The sequence below is a fragment of the Mycobacterium sp. 23 genome, from assembly GCF_048287075.1.
Taxonomy (GTDB): Bacteria; Actinomycetota; Actinomycetes; order Mycobacteriales; family Mycobacteriaceae; genus Mycobacterium; species Mycobacterium gordonae_B.
The window spans coordinates 1057546-1080982 of sequence record NZ_JBLVUX010000005.1 but is presented as its reverse complement, the minus strand read 5'-3'; the positions used below and the strand labels follow the sequence as shown (position 1 = coordinate 1080982).

The 23437-nt window shown below is 66.7% G+C and carries 20 protein-coding genes and 1 pseudogene; 9 read left to right on the top strand and 12 right to left on the bottom strand.

Annotated elements, in window-relative coordinates; genetic code table 11:
* Window positions 1-34: 34 nt before the first annotated feature.
* Complete coding sequence (locus ACNQS7_RS06035) at window positions 35-790, bottom strand: 1-acyl-sn-glycerol-3-phosphate acyltransferase (RefSeq protein ID WP_418015901.1); 756 nt, start codon at window positions 788-790, stop codon at window positions 35-37.
* 207 nt (window positions 791-997) lie between these two features.
* Here ACNQS7_RS06035 and ACNQS7_RS06030 point away from each other — a divergent pair, with 207 nt between their 5' ends.
* The 4 genes from ACNQS7_RS06030 (at window position 998) to ACNQS7_RS06015 (ending at window position 6103) form a co-directional block, all read left to right on the top strand.
* A complete protein-coding gene (locus tag ACNQS7_RS06030; protein WP_418011844.1) occupies window positions 998-2266 on the top strand; it encodes a PucR family transcriptional regulator in 1269 nt (422 codons plus the stop codon).
* A gap of 86 nt (window positions 2267-2352) precedes the next feature.
* Entirely contained in the window at window positions 2353-2778 is a 426-nt protein-coding gene (locus ACNQS7_RS06025; protein ID WP_418011843.1) for a hypothetical protein, read from the top strand.
* 137 nt (window positions 2779-2915) lie between these two features.
* Complete coding sequence (locus ACNQS7_RS06020; protein WP_418011842.1) at window positions 2916-4673, top strand: DUF3556 domain-containing protein; 1758 nt, start codon at window positions 2916-2918, stop codon at window positions 4671-4673.
* The gene (locus tag ACNQS7_RS06015; protein ID WP_418011841.1) at window positions 4670-6103 is read left to right on the top strand and encodes a phytoene desaturase family protein; all 1434 of its coding nucleotides are present in this window, start codon (window positions 4670-4672) and stop codon (window positions 6101-6103) included. Before ACNQS7_RS06020 ends, ACNQS7_RS06015 begins: the two co-directional genes overlap by 4 nt.
* A 33-nt stretch (window positions 6104-6136) precedes the next feature.
* Here the strand turns inward: ACNQS7_RS06015 and ACNQS7_RS06010 are convergent, their stop codons facing one another.
* Complete coding sequence (locus ACNQS7_RS06010) at window positions 6137-6988, bottom strand: beta-xylosidase (RefSeq protein ID WP_418011840.1); 852 nt, start codon at window positions 6986-6988, stop codon at window positions 6137-6139.
* 266 nt (window positions 6989-7254) lie between these two features.
* Between ACNQS7_RS06010 and gap the strand changes: the two genes are divergently transcribed.
* From gap to tpiA, 3 genes are read left to right on the top strand one after another with little or no spacing between them, the layout of a single operon-like run.
* Entirely contained in the window at window positions 7255-8274 is a 1020-nt protein-coding gene (gene gap, locus ACNQS7_RS06005; protein WP_065162553.1) for a type I glyceraldehyde-3-phosphate dehydrogenase, read from the top strand.
* A gap of 2 nt (window positions 8275-8276) precedes the next feature.
* Window positions 8277-9515, top strand: a complete 1239-nt coding sequence (locus ACNQS7_RS06000) for a phosphoglycerate kinase (RefSeq protein ID WP_418011839.1) — start codon at window positions 8277-8279, stop codon at window positions 9513-9515.
* Window positions 9512-10297, top strand: coding sequence for a triose-phosphate isomerase (tpiA, locus tag ACNQS7_RS05995; protein ID WP_418011838.1), 786 nt, complete (start codon window positions 9512-9514; stop codon window positions 10295-10297). The genes ACNQS7_RS06000 and tpiA overlap by 4 nt, the downstream gene beginning before the upstream one ends.
* 120 nt (window positions 10298-10417) lie before the next feature.
* On the opposite strand, the gene ACNQS7_RS05990 is transcribed toward tpiA, so the two are convergent.
* Entirely contained in the window at window positions 10418-10846 is a 429-nt protein-coding gene (locus ACNQS7_RS05990; RefSeq protein WP_418011837.1) for a hypothetical protein, read from the bottom strand.
* Window positions 10847-10853: 7 nt separating this feature from the next.
* The gene (gene secG / locus ACNQS7_RS05985) at window positions 10854-11087 is read right to left on the bottom strand and encodes a preprotein translocase subunit SecG (RefSeq protein WP_055579472.1); all 234 of its coding nucleotides are present in this window, start codon (window positions 11085-11087) and stop codon (window positions 10854-10856) included.
* A 107-nt stretch (window positions 11088-11194) separates the two neighbouring features.
* Between secG and ppc the strand changes: the two genes are divergently transcribed.
* Complete coding sequence (gene ppc / locus ACNQS7_RS05980) at window positions 11195-14002, top strand: phosphoenolpyruvate carboxylase (protein ID WP_418011836.1); 2808 nt, start codon at window positions 11195-11197, stop codon at window positions 14000-14002.
* A gap of 13 nt (window positions 14003-14015) precedes the next feature.
* Window positions 14016-14192, top strand: a pseudogene (locus ACNQS7_RS05975) (DUF1206 domain-containing protein); the annotation flags it as partial.
* A gap of 7 nt (window positions 14193-14199) precedes the next feature.
* Here ACNQS7_RS05975 and ACNQS7_RS05970 read toward each other — a convergent pair.
* The 8 genes from ACNQS7_RS05970 to tkt form a co-directional block, all read right to left on the bottom strand.
* Window positions 14200-14982, bottom strand: coding sequence for a PIG-L deacetylase family protein (locus tag ACNQS7_RS05970; protein ID WP_418011835.1), 783 nt, complete (start codon window positions 14980-14982; stop codon window positions 14200-14202).
* Between the two features lie 34 nt (window positions 14983-15016).
* Complete coding sequence (locus tag ACNQS7_RS05965) at window positions 15017-16294, bottom strand: cytochrome P450 (protein ID WP_418011834.1); 1278 nt, start codon at window positions 16292-16294, stop codon at window positions 15017-15019.
* Between the two features lie 4 nt (window positions 16295-16298).
* Window positions 16299-16700 carry an ATPase gene (locus ACNQS7_RS05960; protein WP_418011833.1) on the bottom strand — a complete coding sequence of 134 codons (402 nt, stop codon included), beginning with the start codon at window positions 16698-16700 and terminating at the stop codon, window positions 16299-16301.
* Between the two features lie 51 nt (window positions 16701-16751).
* Window positions 16752-17489 (bottom strand): 6-phosphogluconolactonase, encoded by a 738-nt coding sequence (gene pgl / locus ACNQS7_RS05955; RefSeq protein WP_418011832.1) that lies wholly within the window; start codon window positions 17487-17489, stop codon window positions 16752-16754.
* Window positions 17486-18397, bottom strand: a complete 912-nt coding sequence (opcA, locus tag ACNQS7_RS05950) for a glucose-6-phosphate dehydrogenase assembly protein OpcA (protein WP_418011831.1) — start codon at window positions 18395-18397, stop codon at window positions 17486-17488. Before opcA ends, pgl begins: the two co-directional genes overlap by 4 nt.
* An 84-nt stretch (window positions 18398-18481) precedes the next feature.
* Window positions 18482-20023: a glucose-6-phosphate dehydrogenase gene (gene zwf, locus ACNQS7_RS05945; protein ID WP_418011830.1), complete on the bottom strand. Its 1542-nt coding sequence runs from the start codon at window positions 20021-20023 to the stop codon at window positions 18482-18484.
* A 49-nt stretch (window positions 20024-20072) separates the two neighbouring features.
* Complete coding sequence (gene tal, locus ACNQS7_RS05940) at window positions 20073-21191, bottom strand: transaldolase (RefSeq protein WP_418011829.1); 1119 nt, start codon at window positions 21189-21191, stop codon at window positions 20073-20075.
* 14 nt (window positions 21192-21205) lie between these two features.
* Window positions 21206-23299, bottom strand: coding sequence for a transketolase (gene tkt / locus ACNQS7_RS05935; RefSeq protein ID WP_418011828.1), 2094 nt, complete (start codon window positions 23297-23299; stop codon window positions 21206-21208).
* Between the last annotated feature and the right edge of the window lie 138 nt (window positions 23300-23437).

Below are 23437 nucleotides of genomic sequence, written 5' to 3'. Positions count from 1 at the left end.
CTGCGAGGCCCTCTTCGAGACGAGATGCCATGGCTCAGCCCACAATCGGGAATCGACGATTGGCGGCGAGCTCGTTGAGCCCCTCCTGCATGACCGACCGGACATGCTCGTCGACTTCGTCGACGTCCGGGTCTTCGCCGAATTGTGCTGCGATGTCGATAGGTTCGAGCACCTGCATGACGATCTTGGCGGGCAGCGGCAGATTGGGCGGTATGGCGGCGCTGAACCCGAACGGAAACCCGAAGGACAGCGGCAGGATGTCGCTGCGGAGCAATCTCTTGATGCCCAGGTTCCTGGCCAGCCAGGTGCCGCGAGTGAGGTACAGCTGGGTCTCCTGACCGCCGATGCCCACCATGGGGACGATGGGAACACCCGCCTCGATGGCGGTGCGGACATACCCCTTGCGGCCATTGAAGTCGATGACGTTCTCCGCCGCTGTCGGGCGGTAGGCGTCGTAGTCGCCACCGGGGAAGACGACGACCACGCCACCGGAGCGCAGTGCCGCAGCAGCGTTCTCCCGGTTGGCGCGGATGTACCCGGTTTTGCGGAAGAAGTCCGCCGTAGGCCCCATGAACAAAATGTCGTGGCTCAACGTCAACACGGGCCGGTCGTAACCGAACTTGTCGTAGAAGTCGGTACTGAAGATCGGGACGTCCATCGGAAACTGGCCGCCGGAATGGTTGCCGACCACCAGCGCTCCGCCGGGCGGGAATCCGTCGAGGCCGCGCACCTCGGATCGGAAGTAGGTCTTCAGGACTGGCCGCATGACGCTGATCATGCGTCGGGTCATTCCCGGATCGAACTTCGCGATATCGCCCCGAGTCGGGTCGTCGTTCTCGTTGCTCACTGAGGCTCCCTTGCCGTCGAGTCCCTCAGATCGTAGCGACCGCCTCCGCGCCTGTGTGGCGGCATAGTGAGCGAAACCGCCGCGTGCAAGCCCCCGAAGGTGCACAGTGTGCTTGGGTTCCAGGTTCACGCTGCTGTAGGAGGGACACCCATGGTGGCCGAAACGGGAAATACCCCCGACTCCGGGTGCGTTTCGCTGATCGCCCGGCAGATGGACGCCATTCGCGACACCTTCACCGCCGAGCTCTTCGACATGATGAAAGGCGAGATCCAGGGGCTCAAGCACGATCCGCGAATGCTGGAACTGTGGCACGCAAGCCTCACCGAGAACTTCGTCGCCGCGGTGCACTACCTGGAACGGGATGCGCCGACGGCGCTGCTCGAGGCTCCCGCCGCCGCACTGGCGTACGCGCGGGCATCCGCGCAGCGGGATATTCCGTTGGCGCCGTTGGTTCGGGCGCACCGGCTGGGGCATGCGCGGTTCCTGGAAGTGGCGATGCAGTACGTGTCGCGGCTGGAGCCGCACCAGCAGGTGCCCACGATCATCGCCCTGGTGAACCGCGCGGCCCGCGTCGTCGATCTGGTGGCCGACCAGATGATCCTCGCCTACGAGGAGGAGCACGACCGCTGGCTGAGCCGGCGTGGCGGTATGCAGCAGCACTGGGTCAGCGAGGTGCTGGCCGGTACCCCGGTGGACGTGCAGCGTGCGGAAAAGGTGCTGCGCTACGGGCTTGACGGCCGCCACGTGGCCGCCGTGGTCTGGGTGGATGACGCGGTGCCCATCGACCAGGTGGTGGCCCGGTTCGACGAGGTGCGCTGCCTGATGGCGGCCGAGCTGGACGCGGCCGGCCGGTCGTTGCTGGTGCCGACCGACGAGCGGGAGGCGCGGTTGTGGTTCTCGGTCGCCGGTGCCCCCGATCTGCCGAGCATCCGCGGGGCTTTCGAGTCGGCGTGTATCGGGGCGCGGGTGGCCTGTGGCCGGTCCGGTGACGGGCTGCGTGGTTTCCGGGCATCGATGAGGCAAGCGGAGCTGGTGAAGACGGTGGTGCTGGCCGGCGGGGACCGCCACAGCTGCCCGGTGGTCTTCTACGACGACGTGGCGCCGGTGGCGCTGATGGCCGCTGACGTCGACGAGTTGCGGCGGTTCGTCGGCGAGGTTCTCGGCGATCTTGCCGGTGCCGACGAGCGCAACGAATGGCTGCGTGAAACACTGCGCGAATTCCTGCTCCGCAACCGCAGCTACGTGGCCACTGCGGACGCAATGATCCTGCACCGCAATACGATTCAGTACCGGGTCGGTCAAGCGATGGAGCTCTGCGGCCAGAACTTCGATGATCCCGATGCGGTGTTCAGAGTCCAGACCGCGCTGGAGGCCTGCCGGTGGATGGCCCCGGCTGTGCTGCGCGCACAAAAGTACTAGCCAGCTTCGGTTTCGGCGCATAGCGGGGCGACAGCCTTGCCGGGTTAGCGTTTGCCCACGTCAAGCGCCAACCGAAAGAGGCACACATGGAGCGGCCCGCAGTCCACGGCAGCCAGGCCGATTGTGTGCTGCGCCTGATCACCCAGATCTGCAAGCGAACCAATCTGCAGATGGACATTTATCAGCGGGCGATCATTGTGGCTGAGACCGAGGGCCGTCCGGACCAGGTACGCGATCTTCGGCGGTTTCTAGGGATGCAGCGCCAGGACCGAAAACTGCTGGACGAGCTGATCGAACGTCTGCGGGCTCCGAGAGTCGCGCAGCGTCCGCGGTGTTCGCCAAGCGACCGCAGGCGGTCGCTGGGGGCGGCGGGCAGGCCATCCGTGCGCGCTGAGGGGTCGCGCGGATGGCGTTCCCGCTGGCAGGCTTCCGGGGCGGTTCAGCGCGTCCGGCCGGGCGACCGGCCGGCGCTGTCCGGCCCAGAAGGCGCGGGAGGTCCGGTGCTTCGGTGAATCACCCTCTGTGGCAATGTCTTTGACCGGTTCGGGGTCGGGCTTCCAAGGGCTCGGGCGATAGGCCTTCGGGTGGGCCGCATCGTGCCGATACATTGGACTGGCCAGAAACGCTCCCTCCTGGAATGGGGCCAGCCATGGGATTCATCTCACCGGACCTTCCCGACGTCGATCACGACACCTGGCTGACGCTGCCACGGGCAACGCGACTGCAGGTCGTCACCCGGCACTGGGCGGAAAACGGCTTCGGCACACCGTACGCGGTGTACCTGCTGTACCTGATCAAGATCGGCCTGTATATCGCTGCTCCGGCGGCGATCATCGCGCTGACGCCCGGTCTGGGCGGGCTGAGCCACATCGCACAGTGGTGGACGCAACCGATCGTGTACCAGAAGGTCATCATCTTCACCCTGCTCTTCGAGGTCCTCGGGCTCGGTTGCGGGTCCGGGCCGCTCACCGGACGCTTCATGCCGCCGATCGGTGGCGTGCTGTACTGGTTGCGTCCCAAGACAATCCGGCTGCCGGCGTGGCCCGACAAGGTGCCGTTGACCCGCGGCGACTCCCGCTCCCTCGTCGACGTCGCGCTGTACGCCATCGTGTTGGGCAGCGCGGTGTGGGCGCTGTTGTCGCCGGGGCACGGCGGACCGGTGACCGGCGCCGGTGACGTCGGATTGATCAACCCGGTTCTGGTGATTCCGACGATCGTCGCCCTGGCGTTGCTGGGTTTACGCGACAAGACCATCTTTCTTGCCGCCCGCGGCGAACACTACTGGCTGAAGCTGTTCGTGTTCTTCTTCCCGTTCACCGACCAGATCGCCGCGTTCAAGATCATCATGCTCTTCCTCTGGTGGGGCGCGGCCACCTCCAAACTCAACCACCACTTCCCCTACGTGGTGGCGGTGATGACGAGCAACAACGCGCTGCTGCGCAGCCGGTTGTTCCTGCCGGTCAAACACCTGCTCTACCGCGACCACGTCAACGATCTGCGGCCCACCTGGTTACCGAAGATGATGGCCCACGTCGGCGGCACCACAGCGGAATTCATCGTTCCAACGGTGCTGGTGTTCTTCGCCGGCGATCACCCGTGGCGCTGGTTCCTGATCGGGTTCATGGTGATTTTCCACCTCAACATCCTGTCCAACCTCCCGATGGGGGTTCCGTTGGAATGGAACGTCTTTTTCATTTTCTCGCTGTTCTATCTGTTCGGGCATTACGGCGCGATCCGCGCCACCGACCTGAGATCACCGCTGCTGCTGGCCATGATCGCGATCGCGGTCGTCATCGTCATCGTGGGAAACCTTTTCCCCGAGAAGATTTCGTTCCTGCCCGCGATGCGCTACTACGCCGGAAACTGGGCCACCAGCACGTGGTGCTTCCGCGCGGGCGCCGAGGACAAGATCGAAGCCGACGTGGTCAAAAGCTCTGCGCTGGTTGTCAATCAGCTCACCAAGCTGTACGGCGCGGCGACCGCCGAGGTGATGTCGGACAAAGTGGGGGCGTTCCGGGCGATGCACACACACGGCCGCGCGCTCAACGGCCTGCTACCCCGGGCGATCGGCAATGAGGCCGACTACCGGGTGCGGGACGGCGAAATCGTCGCCGGTCCACTCGTCGGGTGGAACTTCGGCGAAGGCCACCTGCACAACGAGCAGTTGTTGGAGGCCCTGCAGCGGCGTTGCAACTTCGAGGACGGCGATGTCCGTGTCATCGTCCTCGAGGGTCAGCCGATCCACATTCAGAAGCAGTGGTACCGGATCGTCGATGCCAAGACCGGTCTCATCGAATCCGGTTATGTCGACGTCAGCGAGATGCTGAGCCGGCAACCGTGGCCGGAACCGGGCGACGAATTCCCGGTGCATGTCACGACCGAACCTGTCGTGCACGGAACCTCATGACCAAAGCATCGAAAAACAAAGCCGTCGTCGTCGGCGCCGGCCCCAACGGGCTTGCCGCGGCCATTCACCTCGCCCGGCAGGGCGTCGACGTGCACGTGCTGGAAGCCCAGGACACCATCGGCGGGGGAGTGCGCTCCGGGGAACTGACGGTGCCCGGCGTCATCCACGACCACTGCTCGGCCTTCCACCCGCTGGGAGTCGGATCCCCGTTCTGGAAGGAGATTGATCTCCTCAGCTACGGACTGACCTGGAAATGGCCGGAGGCCGACTGCGCGCACCCACTCGACGACGGGTCTGCCGGCGTGCTCTATCAGTCGGTTGCCAAAACTGCCAAGGGATTGGGCGCCGATCGGCGGCGTTGGCGGGCGGCGGTGGGCGGACTGGCCAAGGGCTTCGACGATCTGGCGGACGATCTGCTGCGCCCCGTAATCAACATTCCGCGGCATCCGGTGCGCCTCGCGTTGTTCGGTCCCCGCGCGGTGCTGCCCGCCACCGCGGTGGCCGGTTACTTCCGCACCGAGCAGGCGCGCGCCCTCTACGGCGGCGCGGCCGCGCACGCCTTCACCCGATTGGACCGCCCGCTGACCGCCTCCCTCGGGTTGATGATCCTGGCCAGCGGACATCGCTACGGGTGGCCGGTCGCCGAAGGCGGGTCCGGTGCGATCACCAGGGCGCTGGGTGCGGCGCTGGAAGCCGAGGGCGGCCAGGTCACCACCGGCGTCAAGGTCACCAGTCGCCGCGACATCCCGAACGCCGACATCGTCATGCTCGACCTGAGCCCCGCGCAGGTACTGGCCATCTATGGCGACGCGATGCCCACGCGGATCAAACGGTCCTACCGCCGCTACCGCGAGGGTTCCGCGGCGTTCAAAGTGGACTTCGCCATCGAGGGCGACATTCCCTGGACGAACCCGGACTGCGCCCGGGCGGGAACCGTGCATCTCGGCGGCAGTTTCGAGGAGATCGCCGACACCGAACGCCGTCGTGCCCAGGGCACCATGGTGGAGCGCCCGTTTGTGCTGCTCGGGCAGCAGTATCTGGCCGACCGGTCCCGCTCGGCGGGCAACATCAACCCGATCTACGCCTATGCGCATGTGCCCTTCGGGTACACCGGTGACGCGACCGCGGCGATCGTGGACCAGATAGAGCGGTTCGCGCCGGGTTTCCGCGACCGCATCGTCGCCACGGTCAGCACCGGCACGGCCGACCTGGAGGCCCGCAACGCCAGTTACATCGGCGGCGACATCATCGGCGGCGCCAACGACAAGCTGCAGATCCTGTTCCGGCCGCGGATCGCGCTCGATCCCTATCGGATCGGAGTGCCGGGGGTGTACCTCTGCTCGCAGTCGGCGCCGCCGGGAGCCGGCATCCACGGGCTGTGCGGTTACCACGCCGCCGAATCAGCGCTGCGCTGGTTGCGGACGACGTGACCTGGTTACCTCAGCGCTGCCTCTGCTGAGACGTCAGCCGGTCGGGCCGGGCATCACCGGCTGGCCGGCCACGGGTCCGTTCGCCGGCGCCGGACCGGTCGGTGCGCCCTTCCCGGTTCCGGACATGGTGGTGATCGGCGCGCCAACCGGCGCGCCGACGGGGAGGGGTCCGGCGACCGGCACGGGTCCCGCGACGGGCACGGGTGCGCCGATGGGCACGGGTGCGCCGATGGGCACGGGTGCGCCGATGGGCACGGGTGCGCCGATGGGCACGGGTGCGCCGATGGGCACGGGTGCGCCGACGGGGACCGGGGCTCCGATGGGCACGGGGGCGCCGACGGGGACCGGGGCTCCGACGGGCACCGGGGCCGCTATCGGTCCGGGCACCACCACCGGCGCGACCGCCGGCACCGCTGCCGCGCCCACCGGTCCGGGCACTACGACGGGAGCACCGACACCGGACATGCCGGTGATGGGTGCACTCGCCGGGCCGCAGTTTTCCACAGGTGTTGCGCCGGCGGCGGGTGCAGGTCCACCGGCGGGGGCGGCGGGTCCGCCGCCGGCCGGCGCTCCGCCTGCGCCTGCGGCTCCACCAGCTGCCGGAGCGCCTGCCGCGCCCGCTGCCGGGCCGCCATACGCGCAGCACGCCGGCGCTCCGCCCGCGCCTGCCGCACCGGCTGGGCCCGCGCCGGGGGCACCGGCTCCGGCGACCCCGGCGGGCGCGCCGTCCGCGACACCGGCGGTGCCCGACATTCCCTGGATGCACGCGTAGCCACCCGTCTTCAGCGGCACGGCCACCGCAGTCGGGCTCAGTGACAATGCGGCGCCGCACAACCCCGCGGCGGCAGCAATTACCTTGAGGTTGAATCGATCGGAGATCGTCATCAACGTCAGCTCCTTCATTCGCGCTCCAGCAGATCCGTCTGGTCGTATCCGGACGACCGGCTCGATTGTTAGACGCCGATCCAAGACGCGAACGGCGCCGCACCGTGCCGTTTCCAAATGGTGACGTTCGGGATGGTTTAGCCCTCGTCACACGTTGTGACCGTTAAATCACGGTGCCGTCACCGGTCAGGCCGTGCCCCGGTTTCTGCACTGATCTAGGCTGACCACGAGCGCTTACCAGCGGACACGAGAAAGAGGAGAGACACGTGACGGTCCGAGTTGGCATCAACGGTTTTGGTCGAATCGGACGCAACTTCTACCGGGCCCTGCTGGCCCAGCAGGAGCAGGGCACCGCCGACATCGAGGTGATCGCCGTCAACGACATCACCGACAACCACACCCTGGCGCACCTGCTGAAGTTCGACTCGATCCTCGGCCGGTTGCCGTACGAGGTGAGCCTGGAGGGCGAGGACACCATCGTGGTGGGTCCGGCCAAGATCAAGGCGCTGGAGGTCCGGGAGGGACCGGCCGCGCTGCCGTGGGGTGACCTGGGCGTCGACGTGGTGGTCGAATCCACCGGTCTTTTCACCAACGCCGCCAAGGCCAAGGGGCACTTGGACGCCGGGGCCAAGAAGGTGATCATCTCCGCGCCGGCCACCGATGAAGACATCACGATCGTGCTCGGGGTCAACGACGACAAGTACGACGGCAGCCAGAACATCATCTCCAACGCCTCGTGCACCACGAACTGCCTGGGCCCGATCGCCAAGGTCCTCAACGACGAGTTCGGCATCGTCAAAGGTTTGATGACCACCATCCACGCCTACACCCAGGACCAGAACCTGCAGGACGGCCCGCACAAGGACCTGCGCCGGGCCCGTGCCGCGGCGTTGAACATCGTGCCCACCTCCACCGGAGCGGCCAAAGCCATCGGGCTGGTCCTGCCCGAGTTGAAGGGCAAACTCGACGGCTATGCGCTGCGGGTGCCGATCCCGACCGGCTCGGTCACCGACCTGACCGCCGAGTTGGCCAAACCCGGCACCGCCGAGCAGATCAACGCCGCGATGAAGGCCGCCGCTGACGGGCCGATGAAGGGCATCCTGAAGTACTACGACGCCCCGATCGTGTCCAGTGACATCGTCACCGACCCGCACAGCTCGATCTTCGATTCCGGGCTGACCAAAGTCATCGACAACCAGGCCAAAGTGGTCTCCTGGTACGACAACGAATGGGGCTACTCCAACCGCCTCATCGACCTGGTCAAGCTCGTCGGCAAGTCGCTCTAGCCGTGAGCGTCCCGACTCTCAAAGACCTGCTCGCCGAGGGTGTTTCGGGCCGCGGTGTGCTGGTGCGCTCCGATCTGAATGTGCCGCTGGACGAAGAGGGCAACATCACCGACGCCGGGCGGATCACCGCCTCGGTGCCGACGTTGAAAGCCCTGCTGGACGCCGGCGCCAAGGTCGTCGTCACGGCGCACCTCGGACGTCCCAAGGACGGGCCCGACCCGAAGTACTCACTCGCGCCCGTGGCCGCGGCACTCGGCGAGCAACTGGGCCGGCACGTGCAGTTGGCCGGAGACGTCGTGGGCACCGACGCGCTGGCCCGTGCCGAAGGACTCACCGACGGTGACATCCTCCTGCTGGAGAACATCCGTTTCGACAAGCGTGAGACCAGCAAGGACGACGGCGAACGCCTCGCGCTGGCCAGGCAGCTCGCCGAACTGGTATGGCCCGGTGGCGCATTCGTCTCCGACGGCTTCGGTGTGGTGCACCGCAAGCAGGCTTCGGTCTATGACGTCGCGACGCTGTTGCCGCACTATGCCGGCAACCTGGTCGCCGACGAGATCAAGGTGCTGCAGCAGCTGACCAGTTCCACCGAGCGGCCCTATGCGGTGGTGCTGGGTGGGTCGAAGGTGTCGGACAAGCTGGGCGTCATCGAGTCCCTGGCCACCAAGGCCGACAGCATCGTGATCGGCGGCGGCATGTGCTTCACCTTCCTTGCCGCACAGGGCTATTCGGTGGGCAAGTCGCTGCTCGAAGAGGACATGGTGGACACCTGCAGCAAGCTGCTGGACACCTATCACGACGTGCTGCGGCTGCCGGTGGACATCGTGGTGACCGAGAAGTTTGCCGCCGATTCGCCACCACAGACGGTGGCCGCCAATGAGATTCCGGATGACCTGATGGGCCTGGACATCGGCCCGGGCTCCGTCAAGCGGTTCACCACGTTGCTGTCCAACGCGCGAACGGTCTTCTGGAACGGGCCGATGGGCGTTTTCGAATTCCCGGCTTACGCCGAGGGCACCCGGGGCGTTGCCGAGGCGATCGTCAAGGCCACCGGTAAGGGCGCGTTCAGCGTCGTCGGCGGCGGTGACTCCGCGGCGGCTGTGCGCGCCCTGAAGATTCCCGAAGACGCGTTCTCGCACATATCCACCGGCGGCGGCGCGTCGCTGGAATATCTTGAGGGCAAATCACTTCCGGGCATCGAGGTGCTCGGTGAGCCCCAGCCGACCGGAGGTGACTCGTGAGCCGCAAGCCTTTGATCGCCGGCAACTGGAAGATGAACCTCAATCACTTCGAGGCCATCGCCCTGGTGCAGAAGATCGCATTCTCGTTGCCGGACAAGTACTTCGACAAGGTCGACGTCACGGTCATCCCGCCGTACACCGACCTGCGCAGCGTTCAGACCCTGGTCGACGGCGACAAACTCCGCCTGACCTACGGCGCACAAGACCTGTCGCAGCACGACTCCGGCGCCTACACGGGTGAGATCAGTGGGGCATTCCTGGCCAAGCTGGGATGCAGCTTCGTCGTGGTCGGCCATTCGGAGCGCCGCACCTGCCACAACGAGGACGACGCGCTGGTGGCCGCGAAAGCCGCGGCCGCGCTCAAGCACGAGCTCACCCCCATCGTCTGCGTCGGCGAGCACCTCGAGGTCCGCGAAGCCGGAAACCACGTGTCGCACAACGTCGAACAGCTGCGTGGGTCGTTGGCCGGGCTGTCGGCCGAGCAGATCGCCAAGGTCGTCATCGCGTACGAACCGGTCTGGGCGATCGGCACCGGCCGGGTGGCCAGTTCGGCCGACGCTCAGGAGGTGTGCGCGGCGATCCGCCATGAGTTGGCCGCGCTGGCCTCACCGCAGATCGCCCAGTCCGTCCGGGTGCTCTACGGCGGCTCGATGAATGCCAAGAACGTCGGCGACCTGGTCGCTCAGGAGGACATCGACGGCGGTCTGGTCGGCGGGGCGTCGCTGGACGGGGAGCAGTTCGCGACGCTGGCGGCGATCGCTGCCGGAGGACCGCTGCCGTAAGCGGGGGAGCCACATAGATCCCTGAAACCGCAGTGATATCACCCGCGGTATCACAATTCAGGAGAGCCTCATGGTTCGCAGGCGGTACTGCAGTGACGCATGTGATTTAGACGGAGTAAGTCAGATCGCGACGAGCAGCAGCAATAACGGAAAGACGAACACCAGAGCGAGCAGGACCACCATCAGCGCGACGGTGATGCCGACGCCGTTGTAGCTCTGCGGCGGCGCGCCCAGCGAACCGGCGCTGAAGCCCCAGACCGGTGCCTTGTACTCGAGTTCCACCCAGTGCCCCGGGTAGACGTCGACCAGGGTGTCGGCCGGCCCGATCTGAGCCGGCAGCCAGTACGGCACGTGCACATGGACCCGGTGCTGGCCGGGCCGCACCGGCACAACGTTGCGTCCCCACGACAACGGCGGTCCCTCGTAGCCGTCGATCAGCAGCCTGGGCTTGAACAGCGCCAACATGAACGACAGCGGCATGTACTGGGTGGTGATCGCGACGCCCTCAGCGGGCCACGAGGGCTGTCCCGGCTGGGCTGGCCAGCTCATGACGCGTCTAGCGGTACTTGATCAGCAGGGCCATGCCGACGATGGACACCAGCCAGATGCCGACGATGAACAGCGTCAACCGGTCCAGGTTCTTCTCCACGACCGTCGAACCGGAAAGGCTCGACTGCACACCGCCGCCGAACAGCGTCGACAGGCCGCCACCCTTGGCGCGGTGCAGTAGCACCAGCAGCACCACCAGCAGGCTGGTGACCACCAGGGTGATCTGTAGAGCCAATTCCATAACGGGCAGCCTACCGAACGCGGGCAAAACGCTCGCCACCGGCAAGCGACGGGCCGCGGATCGTGCCCAAATAGCCGACTCGACGGTCTGCACCGATACTTAGACCCATGGTTGACGTGACCGACACCGCCCTGGACCCGATCGGCGACGTCCATCGCACCAAGCTGGGGCGCGAGGCGACCGAGCCCATGCGCGCCGACATCAGGATGCTGGGTGCCATCCTTGGTGACACCGTGCGGGAGCAGAACGGTGACGAGGTGTTCGAGCTCGTTGAACGCGCGCGGGTGGAATCGTTCCGAGTGCGGCGATCGGAGATCGACCGCAACGAGGTGTCGCGCATGTTCGACGGCATCGAAATCCGGAAGGCCATCCCGGTCATCCGGGCGTTCACGCAGTTCGCGTTGCTGGCCAACGTCGCCGAGGACATCCACCGCGAGCGCCGTCGCAGCATTCACGTTGCCGCCGGCGAGCCGCCCCAGGACAGCAGCCTGGCCGCCACCTACGCGAAACTCGATCGCGCCGAACTGGATTCGGCGACCGTGGCCGCAGCGCTCGAAGGTGCATTGGTGGCGCCGGTGATCACCGCCCACCCAACCGAGACCAGGCGGCGCACCGTCTTCGTCACCCAGCACCGCATCACCGAGCTGATGCGTCTGCACGCGGAGGGCCACACCCAGACCGACAGCGGCCGCAGCATTGAAACCGAATTGCGCCGCCAGATCCTCACCCTGTGGCAGACCGCGATAATCCGGCTATCCCGCCTGCAGATCAGCGACGAGATCGCGGCCGGACTGCGCTACTACCCGGCCTCGTTCTTCGAGGTGATGCCCAAGGTCAACGCCGAAGTCCGGGAGGCACTGCGGGCCCGCTGGCCCGACGCCGACCTGCTGTCCGGGCCGATGTTGCAGCCGGGTTCCTGGATCGGCGGCGATCGTGACGGGAATCCCAACGTCACCGCCGACGTGGTCCGGCTGGCCACCGGCAGCGCCGCCTATACCGCAATCTCTCACTACCTGTCCGAACTCGACCAGCTCGAGCAGGAGCTGTCGATGTCGTCACGGCTGCTCACGGTCACCCCCGAACTCGCCGAACTGGCCGAAGGGTGCCAGGACAAGGCGCGCGACGACGAGCCATACCGGCGCGCGCTGCGAGTCATCCGGTCGCGGCTGAGCGCGACCGCCGGGGAGCTCCTTGATGAGCAGCCGCAGCACCTGCTCGACCTCGGCCTGCCGGCCTACACCACGCCCGGTGAATTGCGCGCGGACCTGGACACCATCGACACCTCGCTGCGTACGCACGGCAGCGCCGTGCTGGCCGACGACCGGCTGGCCGTGTTGCGGGAAGGCGTACACGTCTTCGGTTTTCACCTGTCCGCGCTGGACCTCCGGCAGAACTCCGACGTGCACGAGGAGGTGGTCGCCGAACTGCTGGCCTGGTCCGGGGTGCACCCCGACTACGCCTCGTTGCCCGAAGACCAGCGTGTAGAGCTGCTGGTCAGCGAACTCAGCACCCGACGTCCGCTGGTGAGCCCCGGCGCGAAGCTGTCCGAACTGGCACGCAAAGAACTCGACATCATCGGCGCCGCCACCTACGCCGTCCAAACCTACGGCCCGGCAGCGGTTCCCAACTACGTCATCTCGATGTGCCGGTCGGTGTCGGACGTCCTGGAAGCCGCGATCCTGATGAAAGAGGCCGGGCTGCTGGACGCTTCAGGGGACGAACCCTATTGTCCGGTCGGGATCTCGCCGCTGTTCGAGACCATCGACGATCTGCACAACGGGGCGTCGATTCTGCAGGCGATGCTGGATCTCCCGCTCTACCGCGCCATGGTGACGGCTCGCGGTGACATGCAGGAAGTGATGCTCGGCTACTCCGATTCGAACAAGGACGGCGGCTACCTGGCCGCTAACTGGGCGGTGTACCGGGCGGAGCTGGCCCTGGTCGAAGCGGCCCGCAAGGGCGGAATCCGGTTGCGGCTGTTCCACGGCCGCGGTGGCACCGTGGGCCGCGGTGGCGGCCCGAGTTACCAGGCCATCCTGGCCCAGCCACCGGGGGCGGTGAACGGATCGCTTCGGCTCACCGAACAGGGCGAGGTGATCGCCGCGAAGTACGCCGAACCGCAGGCCGCCCGGCGCAACCTGGAAAGCCTGCTGGCCGCGACCCTGGAGTCGACGCTGCTCGACGTAGAGGGCCTCGGTGACGCAGCGGAGCCGGCCTATGCGGTGCTCGACGAGATCGCCACCCTGGCGCAGCGCGCCTACGCCGAACTGGTGCACGACACACCCGGTTTCGTCGAGTACTTCAAGGCCTCGACGCCGGTCAGTGAGATCGGATCGCTGAACATCGGCAGTCGGCCGTCCTCCCGCAAACCGACGGAATCGATCTCGGATCTGCGCGCCATCCCGTGGGTGCTGGCGTGGAGCCAGTCACGGGTGATGCTGCCGGGCTGGTATGGCACCGGTACGGCGTTCGAGCAGTGGATCGGCGAGGGACCGGACAGCGAAGAAGACCGCTTGGCGGTCCTGCACGAGCTCTACGAGCGGTGGCCGTTCTTCCGCAGCGTGCTGTCCAACATGGCGCAGGTGCTGGCCAAGAGCGACCTCGGCCTGGCCGCCCGCTACGCCGAGCTGGTAGACGATGAATCGTTGCGCAGCAGGGTCTTTGACAAGATCGTCGACGAGCACCACCGCACCATTGCGATGTACAAGCGCATCACCGGTCAGGAGGACCTGCTGGCCGACAACCCGGCGCTGGCGCGCTCGGTGTTCAACCGGTTCCCCTACCTGGAGCCGCTGAACCACCTGCAGGTGGAGCTGCTGCGCCGTTACCGCTCGGGTGAGGACGACGAGTTGGTGCAACGCGGCATTCTGCTGACCATGAACGGACTTGCCAGCGCGTTACGTAACAGCGGATAACGGGCAATCCCTGGTGCTGGTGGCCGTCGCCGCGTCCCGCTCCGAGCCGAACAAGGCCACCGGACTCGACGGGGCCCTCAAGACCCTCGGCGCTCAACCCTTCGGAGTGGTGCTGCTGATCGCCGCCGGTGCCGGGATCATCACGTACGGCTTGTACAGCTTTGTGCTGGCCCGCTCAACCAAGATGTGAGGGGCGCTCAGCCCGCGTCATCAAAAATGCTGTCCCGCAGCTTTCCTGGCGCCGCTGTGGGATCGACGAACCATTCGTGCCGGAAAACTACGGCCAACACCCGCGGTGGCAGCCGCAGCAATACCTGGTAAACCCGCGCACCCACACCGGCGCCCAACTGGGAGCGATGAGCGGCCACCGCATCCCGCTTCTGCCGGGCCACCGCGCGCACGTCGACCCGGTGCGTGATGCTGGCACTCGGCGCATAGGCGTCGGCGAGCACATCCCGGTCGTAAGGCGGCGGAAGACGCAGCACACCGCAGACATCGCTGACCCGGCGCAGCAGTTCGCGCGGCATGGTTGCCTCGAGAACCCTTGGTGTGCAAGCCAGTTCGGCTGCCCGTTTGCCGACATGGTGCACCTGCACATGGTCGCGGTGGCCGTACCCGCCGTTGGCCTGGTAGCTCAGCAGCAGCTGCGCGTCCTCAGCGCGAAGGATCGAGGCCAGGCGCTGCGCGGCCTCCTCGACGTCGGCTCGACCGAAACGCACCCGACCTGGCGGGTCGGGGTAAAATTCGGGGCCGTAGCCGCTGTCGGCGTAGCCCAGGCACTCCGTTCGGTGCGCGCCGAGAATGCCTGTGCTCGAACGTAATTCGTCCAAGCGGGTGCGGTCGTCCTCGTCACCCATCCGTCCGTCGGTGGCCGTGACGACGACCACCCGATGACCGGCCGCGGCCGCTTTGGCCAGCGTGCCGCCGGTCAGGATCACCTCATCGTCCGGGTGGGCGTGGAAGGCAACGACGGTGGACATGACGCGATCGTATCGGGGTTTCGACGAGCCCGAATCAGTGAACGGCCGTGTAGGTGACCGGGCAGGGCCCGTGGGCCCGCGCCACTCCGCCGATCTGAGCCGGGACCGGACGCGGGTGCGCGCTCCAGCCTGCGGTCAGTTCGTACTCACCGAGCAAGCGTGTCAGCGCCGCCGTCATCGCCGCCAGTGCGAAAGGCTGCGCCGGACAGGAATGCCGCCCGTGGCCGAACGCCGTCACCAGCATCGGTGACGGCAGGTCAGGAGGGTCGGTGAGCCGGTGGCGGGTCCATCGTTCCGGATCCCACGTGTCCAGCCCGGGTGCCGCAGAAGTATTCAACAACGGCAACAGGGTGGCGATGGTCCAGCCGGGCGGCACTTGGTAGGTGATTTCGCCGGTGTCCAGTTCGACCGGCGCCAGCACCGTGCGGCTCATGATCGAGCGCTGCGCCAGGCGCGTGGACTCGAGTGCGCAGCGCTGGGCGAAGTCCTTGTCGCCGTTACGGATTAGTAGCTGATGTTGTGGATGTTCGACCAGGTCGACCAGGGCCCAGCCGAGTGCGGCGGCCAGGTTCGACATGGACGCGATGTGGATCAGGGCGACGTCATGGGCGATGCCGCGCACGCGGACCTCGTCAGGCTCGGAGTCCCATGCGGCGACAATCCTGCCGAACAGGCTTCCGTCATCGCGGTAGTGCCGCACCGCGACCTCCACCGTGTCGGTGACGTCGTCCAGGGCAGCGCGCTCGGCGCGTTTGTCCGAGGCGGCCACCGCCGCCATCCGGTTAGGGTGGACGAACGCCTCTGAGCCGTCCAGGGTGTCGAACGCCTGCACCAGACGCTCGAAGGCCGCACCCTCGGAGCATCCGGGCCCGGCCCACGATGCGAGGCCCATCCGGTGCCCCAGCCGGCGGGTGAGGTCGAAGACGTCTACCGAACCGGCCGAACCCAGTTCGGCGGTCGTATCCCGCAGCGCGCCGTCCAGGTTCGCAAGATAGACGGCGACATCGTCGCGGCGAAAAAGGTTGGAGGGCAGGATACGACGGCCGGCGAAGATCTCGTCGGGCAGCTTGCGGCGCAGCATCAAAAAGTCGGCGACGCCCTTGCTGGCTTTGTCCTCCGGCAGGGCGTAGAACGACTCGACGCCCGCGGGGGAGAAGGTGAACAGGTAGCGGTCGGCGCCGCTTTCCACCACAAACGTGTCGCCGCACCGATCGCGGGCGGCGGCGATGGTGGCGACCGCATCCGCAACGGCGACATCCCACGGCAGGCCGGTACCGTCCGCGAGTGGTGGAGCGGGAACCGGATGAGTCACGGAGTCAGCGCACGCCCCGATTGCGGAGCCGGTCCATCACCCCGCGCATGACGTGCTCGGTCGCATTGAGTGGCAGCATCATCGTCTCGCCCCAGCTCACGATGTTGTCCATGCGTTCGAGGATGGCCTCCACCGGTTGGAGCACCGCGAGCAGGCGCTTGGCGAGATCATCGAGGCTGGACAGGGTTCCGTCCAGGTGGTCCAGCCCGGTCTCCAGCCGCGACACGGTGCTGTTCAGGGCCGACAGCGACTTGTTGAGTTCCACCAGGGATGTGCCGAGTCCGTCCAGGACGTCTTCGACCTGCTCCACCGTCTTGTCTGCATTCAATGCCGCCTGGGTGAGCGTTTTCATTCTTTGCCGAGCTGGGGTGGGGCGGCCGCCGCTTCTGTCTGCCATGAGGGTCATTATTACCAGCTTGACACCGGGGGATACAGCCCTGGCGGAAGCCGGGCCGTGTCAACGGGGAAGTTTGCCCGCTGCGCCCTCGTCGAGCAACCAGCGGGTGATCTCGCGACCGATTGCCCCGGCGGCCGGGAGCGAGACGGGATCGGCACCGCCGATGGCGGCGGCCACCGCGTCGGCCTTGCCCTCGCCCGCCACCAGCAGCCACACCTCGCGGGACCGCTGAATCGCGGGCAGGGTCAACGTGATTCGTTGTGGCGGTGGCTTGGGCGAGTCATCCACGGCGACCACCATCCGGCTGGTCTCGCGCACCGCGGCAGTGTCCGGGAACAGGGAGTTGACGTGTCCTTCGGGTCCCATCCCGAGCAGATGCACGTCGAAACTGGGCGCCAGTTCACCGGGCTCGGCGTTGGCCGCCAGAATCTGCTCGTACGCCAGGGCCGCAGCCTCCAGATCGGAGCCGAACTCGCCGTCGCTGGCCGCCATGGGGTGCACCTGGCTGGCGGGAATGTCGATGTGTTCGAGCAGGGCCTCGCGCGTTTGCTTCTCGTTGCGCTCGTCGTCGTCTTCGGGGACATAGCGTTCGTCACCCCAGAACAGGTGCACCGTGGACCAGTCGACCGGCCGCGACGCGAGTTCGCGCAGCAGTGCGACACCGTTACCGCCGCCGGTCAGCGCGATCAGTGCTCGCCCCCGCGCCGCTGACGCCGCGTTGATGGTGTCGACGAGTCGCTGTGCCGCGGCCTGCGCCAGACGTTCGCTGTCGGCAAATACCTCGATATCGAAGCTCATTGATATTGCACCTTCTTGATGCCCTCCAGGGCCGCGTGGTAGATCTCGTCGGCGTCGAGCCGGCGCAGGTCTTCAGCCAGGCATTCACCGGTTACCCTGCGCGCCAACGGAACCAACGCCTCGGGCTTGGCCGTGCGGCTCAGCGTAGCCGTGGTTCCATCCTGCGGCCGGCTCAGCACGATGGTCTCGCTCTTGCGCACCAGTTCCACGGTGAGCTCGCCGACCTCGCGGCGGACCGGGCCGTCGATCCGGCTGGCCAGCCAGCCCGCCAGTATGTCCAGTGCGGGTTCGGTTTCCAGGCCGCTGATGCGAGCAGACTCGATCGGCTCGTGCGGTGGCAGGTCGATGGCTGAGGTCAGCAGCGCACGCCAGTACGTGATGCGGCTCCAGGCGAGGTCGGTGTCGCCGGCGGTGTAGCCGGGCAGCCGGCTCTTGATCGCCGCCAACGGGTCGACAGCGTTGGTGGCGTCGGTGATACGGCGAATTGCCAACTTGCCCAACGGATCCTGGGCAGGCACCGCCGGAGCGTTGTCGGGCCACCAGGCCACGACCGGGATGTCGGGCAGCAGGAAGGGGATGACCACGCTGGCGGCGTGCCCGGACAACGGCCCGGAAAGTGCCAGCACCACCACCTCACCGGCGCCCGCGTCGCCCCCCACCCGGATCTGCGCGTCCAGACGCGGTTCGTCCGCGTACGCGTTGCCGCGCATCGTCACGATGATGCGGCTCGGATGCTCGTGGCTGGCGTCGTTGGCCGCCTGAATGGAATCCTCGACGACAGCGTCGCTGTCCGGCGCGATGATCAGCGTCAGGACCCGGCCCATCGTGACCACGCCCGCCATCTCGCGCATCTCGTCGAGCTTCTTGTTGACCGCCGTGGTGGTCGTGTCCGGTAGTTCGACAATCATTGGCGCCGCTCCTCCTCATCGCTGCGCTCTGCATCGTCGCCGTCGCGAATCATTGGCGCCGCTCCTCCTCATCGCCGGCGCGGATCATGGCCGCCGCCATTCCCGGCCGGTCCGGCGCAGCATCTCGAACGCCGACTCGGGACCCCAGGTGCCCGCCTCGTACGGATCCGGCTTGCCGTGCGACGCCCAGTTGTCCAGCGCGGGATCGAGTATCTCCCAAGCCAATTCGACTTCTTCGTTGACCGGGAACAGCGAGGGCTCACCAAGCAGCACGTCCAGGATCAGCCGTTCGTAGGCTTCCGGCGATTCCTCGGCGAACGCTGAGCCGTAGGAGAAGTCCATGTTGACGTCGCGGACTTCCATCGCGGTGCCGGGCACTTTCGAACCGAACCGCAGCGTGATGCCCTCGTCGGGCTGCACGCGGATGACCATGGCGTTGGTGCCGAGTTCGTCGGTCATCGTCGCGTCGAACGGCAGGTGCGGTGCCCGCTTGAAGACGAGCGCGATCTCGGTGACCCTGCGGCCCAATCGTTTTCCGGTCCGCAGGTAGAACGGCACGCCGGCCCAGCGCCGGGTGTCGACCTCGAGGGTGATCGCGGCGAACGTTTCGGTGACGGAGTCCTTGGCGAATCCCTCTTCGTCGAGCAGTCCCACCACTTTCTCGCCGCCCTGCCAGCCGGCGGTGTACTGGCCGCGGCTGGTGGTCTCGTCGAGGGGCTGCGCGAGCTGGGTCGCCGAGAGCACCTTGATCTTCTCCGTTTGCAACGCCTTCGGAGTGAAACTGACCGGCTCCTCCATCGCGGTCAGCGCCAGCAGTTGCATCAGGTGGTTCTGGATCACGTCACGCGCGGCGCCGATGCCGTCGTAGTATCCGGCCCGCCCACCCAGGCCGATGTCTTCGGCCATGGTGATCTGGACGTGGTCGACATAGTGGGAGTTCCAGATCGGATCGAACAACTGGTTGGCAAAGCGCAGCGCCAGGATGTTCTGCACCGTCTCTTTGCCCAGGTAGTGGTCGATGCGGAAGACCGACTCCTCCGGGAAGACGGAGTTGACGGTTTTGTTGAGATCCTGCGCGCTCTTGAGGTCGTGGCCGAACGGCTTCTCGATAACCACCCGGCTCCACCGATTGCCTTGCGGGCGCGCCAGTCCCGACTTCTCCAGCTGTTCGCAGACCTGCGGGAACGACTTGGGCGGGATCGCCAGATAGAACGCGTGGTTTCCGCCGGTACCACGTTCGGCGTCCAGCTTCTCCAGCGTTTCGGCCAGGCGCTGGAAGGCGTCGTCATCGTCGAAAGCGCCTGGGACGAACCGGAATCCCTCGGCCAGCCGGTCCCAGTTCTCCTGGCGGAACGGTGTCCGGCAGTGTTCCTTGACGGCGTCGTGCACCACCTGGCCGAAATCCTCGGTGTCCCAGTCCCGCCGCGCAAACCCCACCAGCGAGAAGGTGGGGGGCAACAGTCCGCGGTTGGCCAGATCGTAGATCGCCGGCATCACCTTCTTGCGGGCCAGGTCGCCGGTGACCCCGAAGATCACCATGCCGCAAGGGCCGGCGATTCGGGGCAACCGCTTGTCCCGCTTGTCGCGCAGCGGGTTCTGCCACTGCGCGTCGGCGGCTTGGCTCATTTGCGCCGCTCCTCCCCATCGCTGCGCTCTGGATCGTCGCCGGCGCAGCTCATTTGTCAGCGGAGTCGAGCTGTGCCTGCGTCTCCTCGAGCAACTCGCGCCAGGAATCCTCGAACTTCTCCACCCCTTCGTTTTCCAGCACCAGGAACACGTCGGTCAGGTCGATTCCGATCGCGTCGAGCTTGTCGAACACCTGCTGCGCTTCGGATTCGGTGCCGGTGATGGTGTCGCCGTGAATCGTGCCGTGATCGGCGACGGCGTCAATTGTCTTCTCCGGCATGGTGTTCACCGTGTTCGGAGCGACGAGCTCGGTGACGTACAGCGTGTCGGAGTAGTCGGGGTTCTTGACGCCGGTGGATGCCCACAGCGGCCGCTGAACCCGGGCGCCGTCAGCCTGCAGCGCCTGGAAACGCTCGCCGCCCTCGAAGACTTCCCGGTATGCCGCGTAGGCCAGTCGCGCGTTTGCGACGGCGGCCTGCCCGAGCAGGGCGCGGGCATCCTCGGAGTCGATCTGCTCCAGCCGCTTGTCGATCTCGGTGTCGACCCGGGAGACGAAGAACGATGCCACCGAATGGATCTTGGACAGGTCGTGACCGGCCTGCTTGGCTTTCTCGAGTCCGTCCAGGTAGGCGCCCATCACCGCGCGGTAGCGCTCCACGGAGAAGATCAGCGTGACATTGACCGAAATGCCTTCTGCCAGAGTCGAGGCGATGGCGGGAATGCCTTCCTCGGTGGCGGGAATCTTGATCAGCAGGTTCGGCCGGTCGACGATCTTCCACAATTCCACCGCCTGATGGGTGGTCTTGTCGGTGTCATGCGCCATGCGCGGGTCGACCTCGATCGACACCCGGCCGTCGACCCCGTCGGAGGACTCCCACTGCGGCCGCAACACATCACAGGCGTTGCGGACGTCGTCGGTGGTGACCGTGCGGATGGTGGCGTCGACGTCGGCGCCACGCTCGGCGAGCTCCGCGATCTGGTCGTCGTAGGTGTCGCTGTCGGCCAGCGCCTTCTGGAAGATCGACGGGTTGGTGGTGACCCCGACGACGCTCTTGGTGTCGATCAGTTCCTGCAGGTTGCCCGATTTGATCCGGTCCCGGGACAAGTCGTCGAGCCAGACGGACACCCCCGCGGCGCTGAGCGCGGCGAGGTTTGAATTCTGGGTCATCTGATCACCTTTTCTCAGTTATCCAGTGCTTCTTCCGCAGCGGCAGCGACGGCTTCGGCGGTGAAGCCGTACTCGCGGAACAGCGTCTTGTAATCGGCGGATTCCCCGAAATGCTCGATCGACACGATCTTGCCGGTGTCGCCGACCAGCTTGTGCCACGACTGCGCGACCCCGGCTTCGACGGCCACCCGCGCCGACACCGAGGGGGGCAGCACGCTGTCCCGGTATTCGGAGGGCTGCGACTCGAACCACTCCACACACGGCATCGACACGACCCGCGCTAGAATGTCCTTGTCCGCCAACAGCTTCTTTGCCTCGACGGCCAGCTGCACCTCGGAGCCGGTGGCGATCAGCACCACGTCGGGCTCCTCATCGCCCTCGGTGCCGCCGAGCACGTAGCCACCGCGGGCCACGCCGTCCAGGTCCGTGCCGTCCAGTACCGGCACGTTCTGCCTGGTGAGGATCAGGCCGACCGGCCCGCTGCCGTTGCCCCGGGCCAGCACCGTACGCCAGGCATACGCCGTCTCGTTGGCGTCGGCGGGTCGTACCACCGAGAGGTTCGGAATGGCCCGCAGCGCCGAAAGGTGCTCGATCGGCTGGTGCGTCGGGCCGTCCTCACCCAGGCCCACCGAGTCGTGCGTCCACACGTAGATGGTGTCGATGTCCATCAGCGACGCCAACCGCACCGCCGGGCGCATGTAGTCCGAGAACTGCAGGAACGTCCCGCCGTAAGCCCGGGTCGGGCCGTGCAGCACGATGCCGGACAGGATGGCGCCCATCGCGTGTTCGCGCACCCCGAAGTGCAGTGTCCGGCCATACCAGGACGCGGTGTAGTCCTTGGTGGAGATCGAGGGCGGACCGAAGGACTCGGCGCCCTTGATGGTGGTGTTGTTGCTGCCGGCCAGGTCCGCCGAGCCGCCCCACAGCTCGGGCAGCTTCGGACCGACGGCGTTGAGCACCTCGTTGGACGCTTTCCGGGTGGCGACGGCGTCGTCGCCGGTCTCCCAGTGCGGCAGGTCTGCGTCCCAGCCCTCGGGCAACTCCTCGGCGGTCAGCCGGTCCAGCAGCGCCTTGCGCTCGGGCTCGCGCTCCGCCCAGGCGTCGAAGTCGGTCTGCCACTTCTGGTGCGCTTCGCGGCCCCGGTCCACCAGCTTGCGGGTGTGAGCGATGACCTCGTCGCGGACCTCGAACGTCTTGTCCGGGTCGAAGCCGAGGATCTTCTTGGTGGCCGCCACCTCGTCGTCGCCGAGCGCCGCGCCGTGCGCCTTGCCGGTGTTCATCAGGTTGGGCGCGGGGAAGCCGATGATGGTGCGCAGCGAGATGAACGAGGGCCGGCCGGTCTCGGCCTTCGCGTTCGCGATCGCCTCCTCGATGCCGACGACGTTCTCGCCGCCCTCCACCTCTTGGACGTGCCACCCGTAGGCGCGGTAGCGCTCAGCGGTGTCTTCGCACAGCGCGATATTGGTGTCGTCCTCGATCGAGATCTGATTGCGGTCGTAGAACACGATCAGGTTGCCCAGCTGCTGCACCCCGGCCAGCGACGACGCTTCCGACGTGACGCCCTCCTCGATGTCTCCGTCGGAGGCGATCACGTAGATGTAGTGGTCGAACGGGCTGGTGCCGGGATCGGCATCCGGGTCGAACAGGCCGCGCTCATAGCGTGCCGCCATCGCCATCCCGACCGCTGAAGCCAATCCCTGGCCCAGCGGGCCGGTGGTGATCTCGACGCCGGCGGTGTGCCGGAACTCGGGGTGTCCCGGAGTCTTGGACTTCCACGTGCGCAGCGCCTCGATGTCTTCCAGCTCGAGCCCGAACCCGCCGAGGTAGAGCTGCAGATAGAGGGTCAGGCTGCTGTGGCCGGCCGACAGGACGAACCGGTCGCGGCCCAGCCAGTGGACGTCACCGGGGTCGTGGCGCATGGCGCGCTGAAACAGCGTGTACGCCAATGGGGCCAGGCTCATCGCCGTTCCGGGGTGACCGTTGCCGACTTTCTGGACGGCGTCGGCGGCCAGCACCCGGACCGTGTCGACCGCAGCCGAATCGATCTCGGTCCAGTCGTCGGGGTGGTGCGGTTGGGTGAGCGCGGAGATCTCTTCAAGTGTGGTCATTCAGTCCTCAGTCCTGGGGTCATCAAACTGATCAATCCCACCCTAGTGCGGGATTGCTGGCGCATGCAGGCCCAGATTGCGTGTACCCGCCGAAGCCTGTGTGAAAATATCGTGTCGCGGGTTGGTGGCTTTCATCAG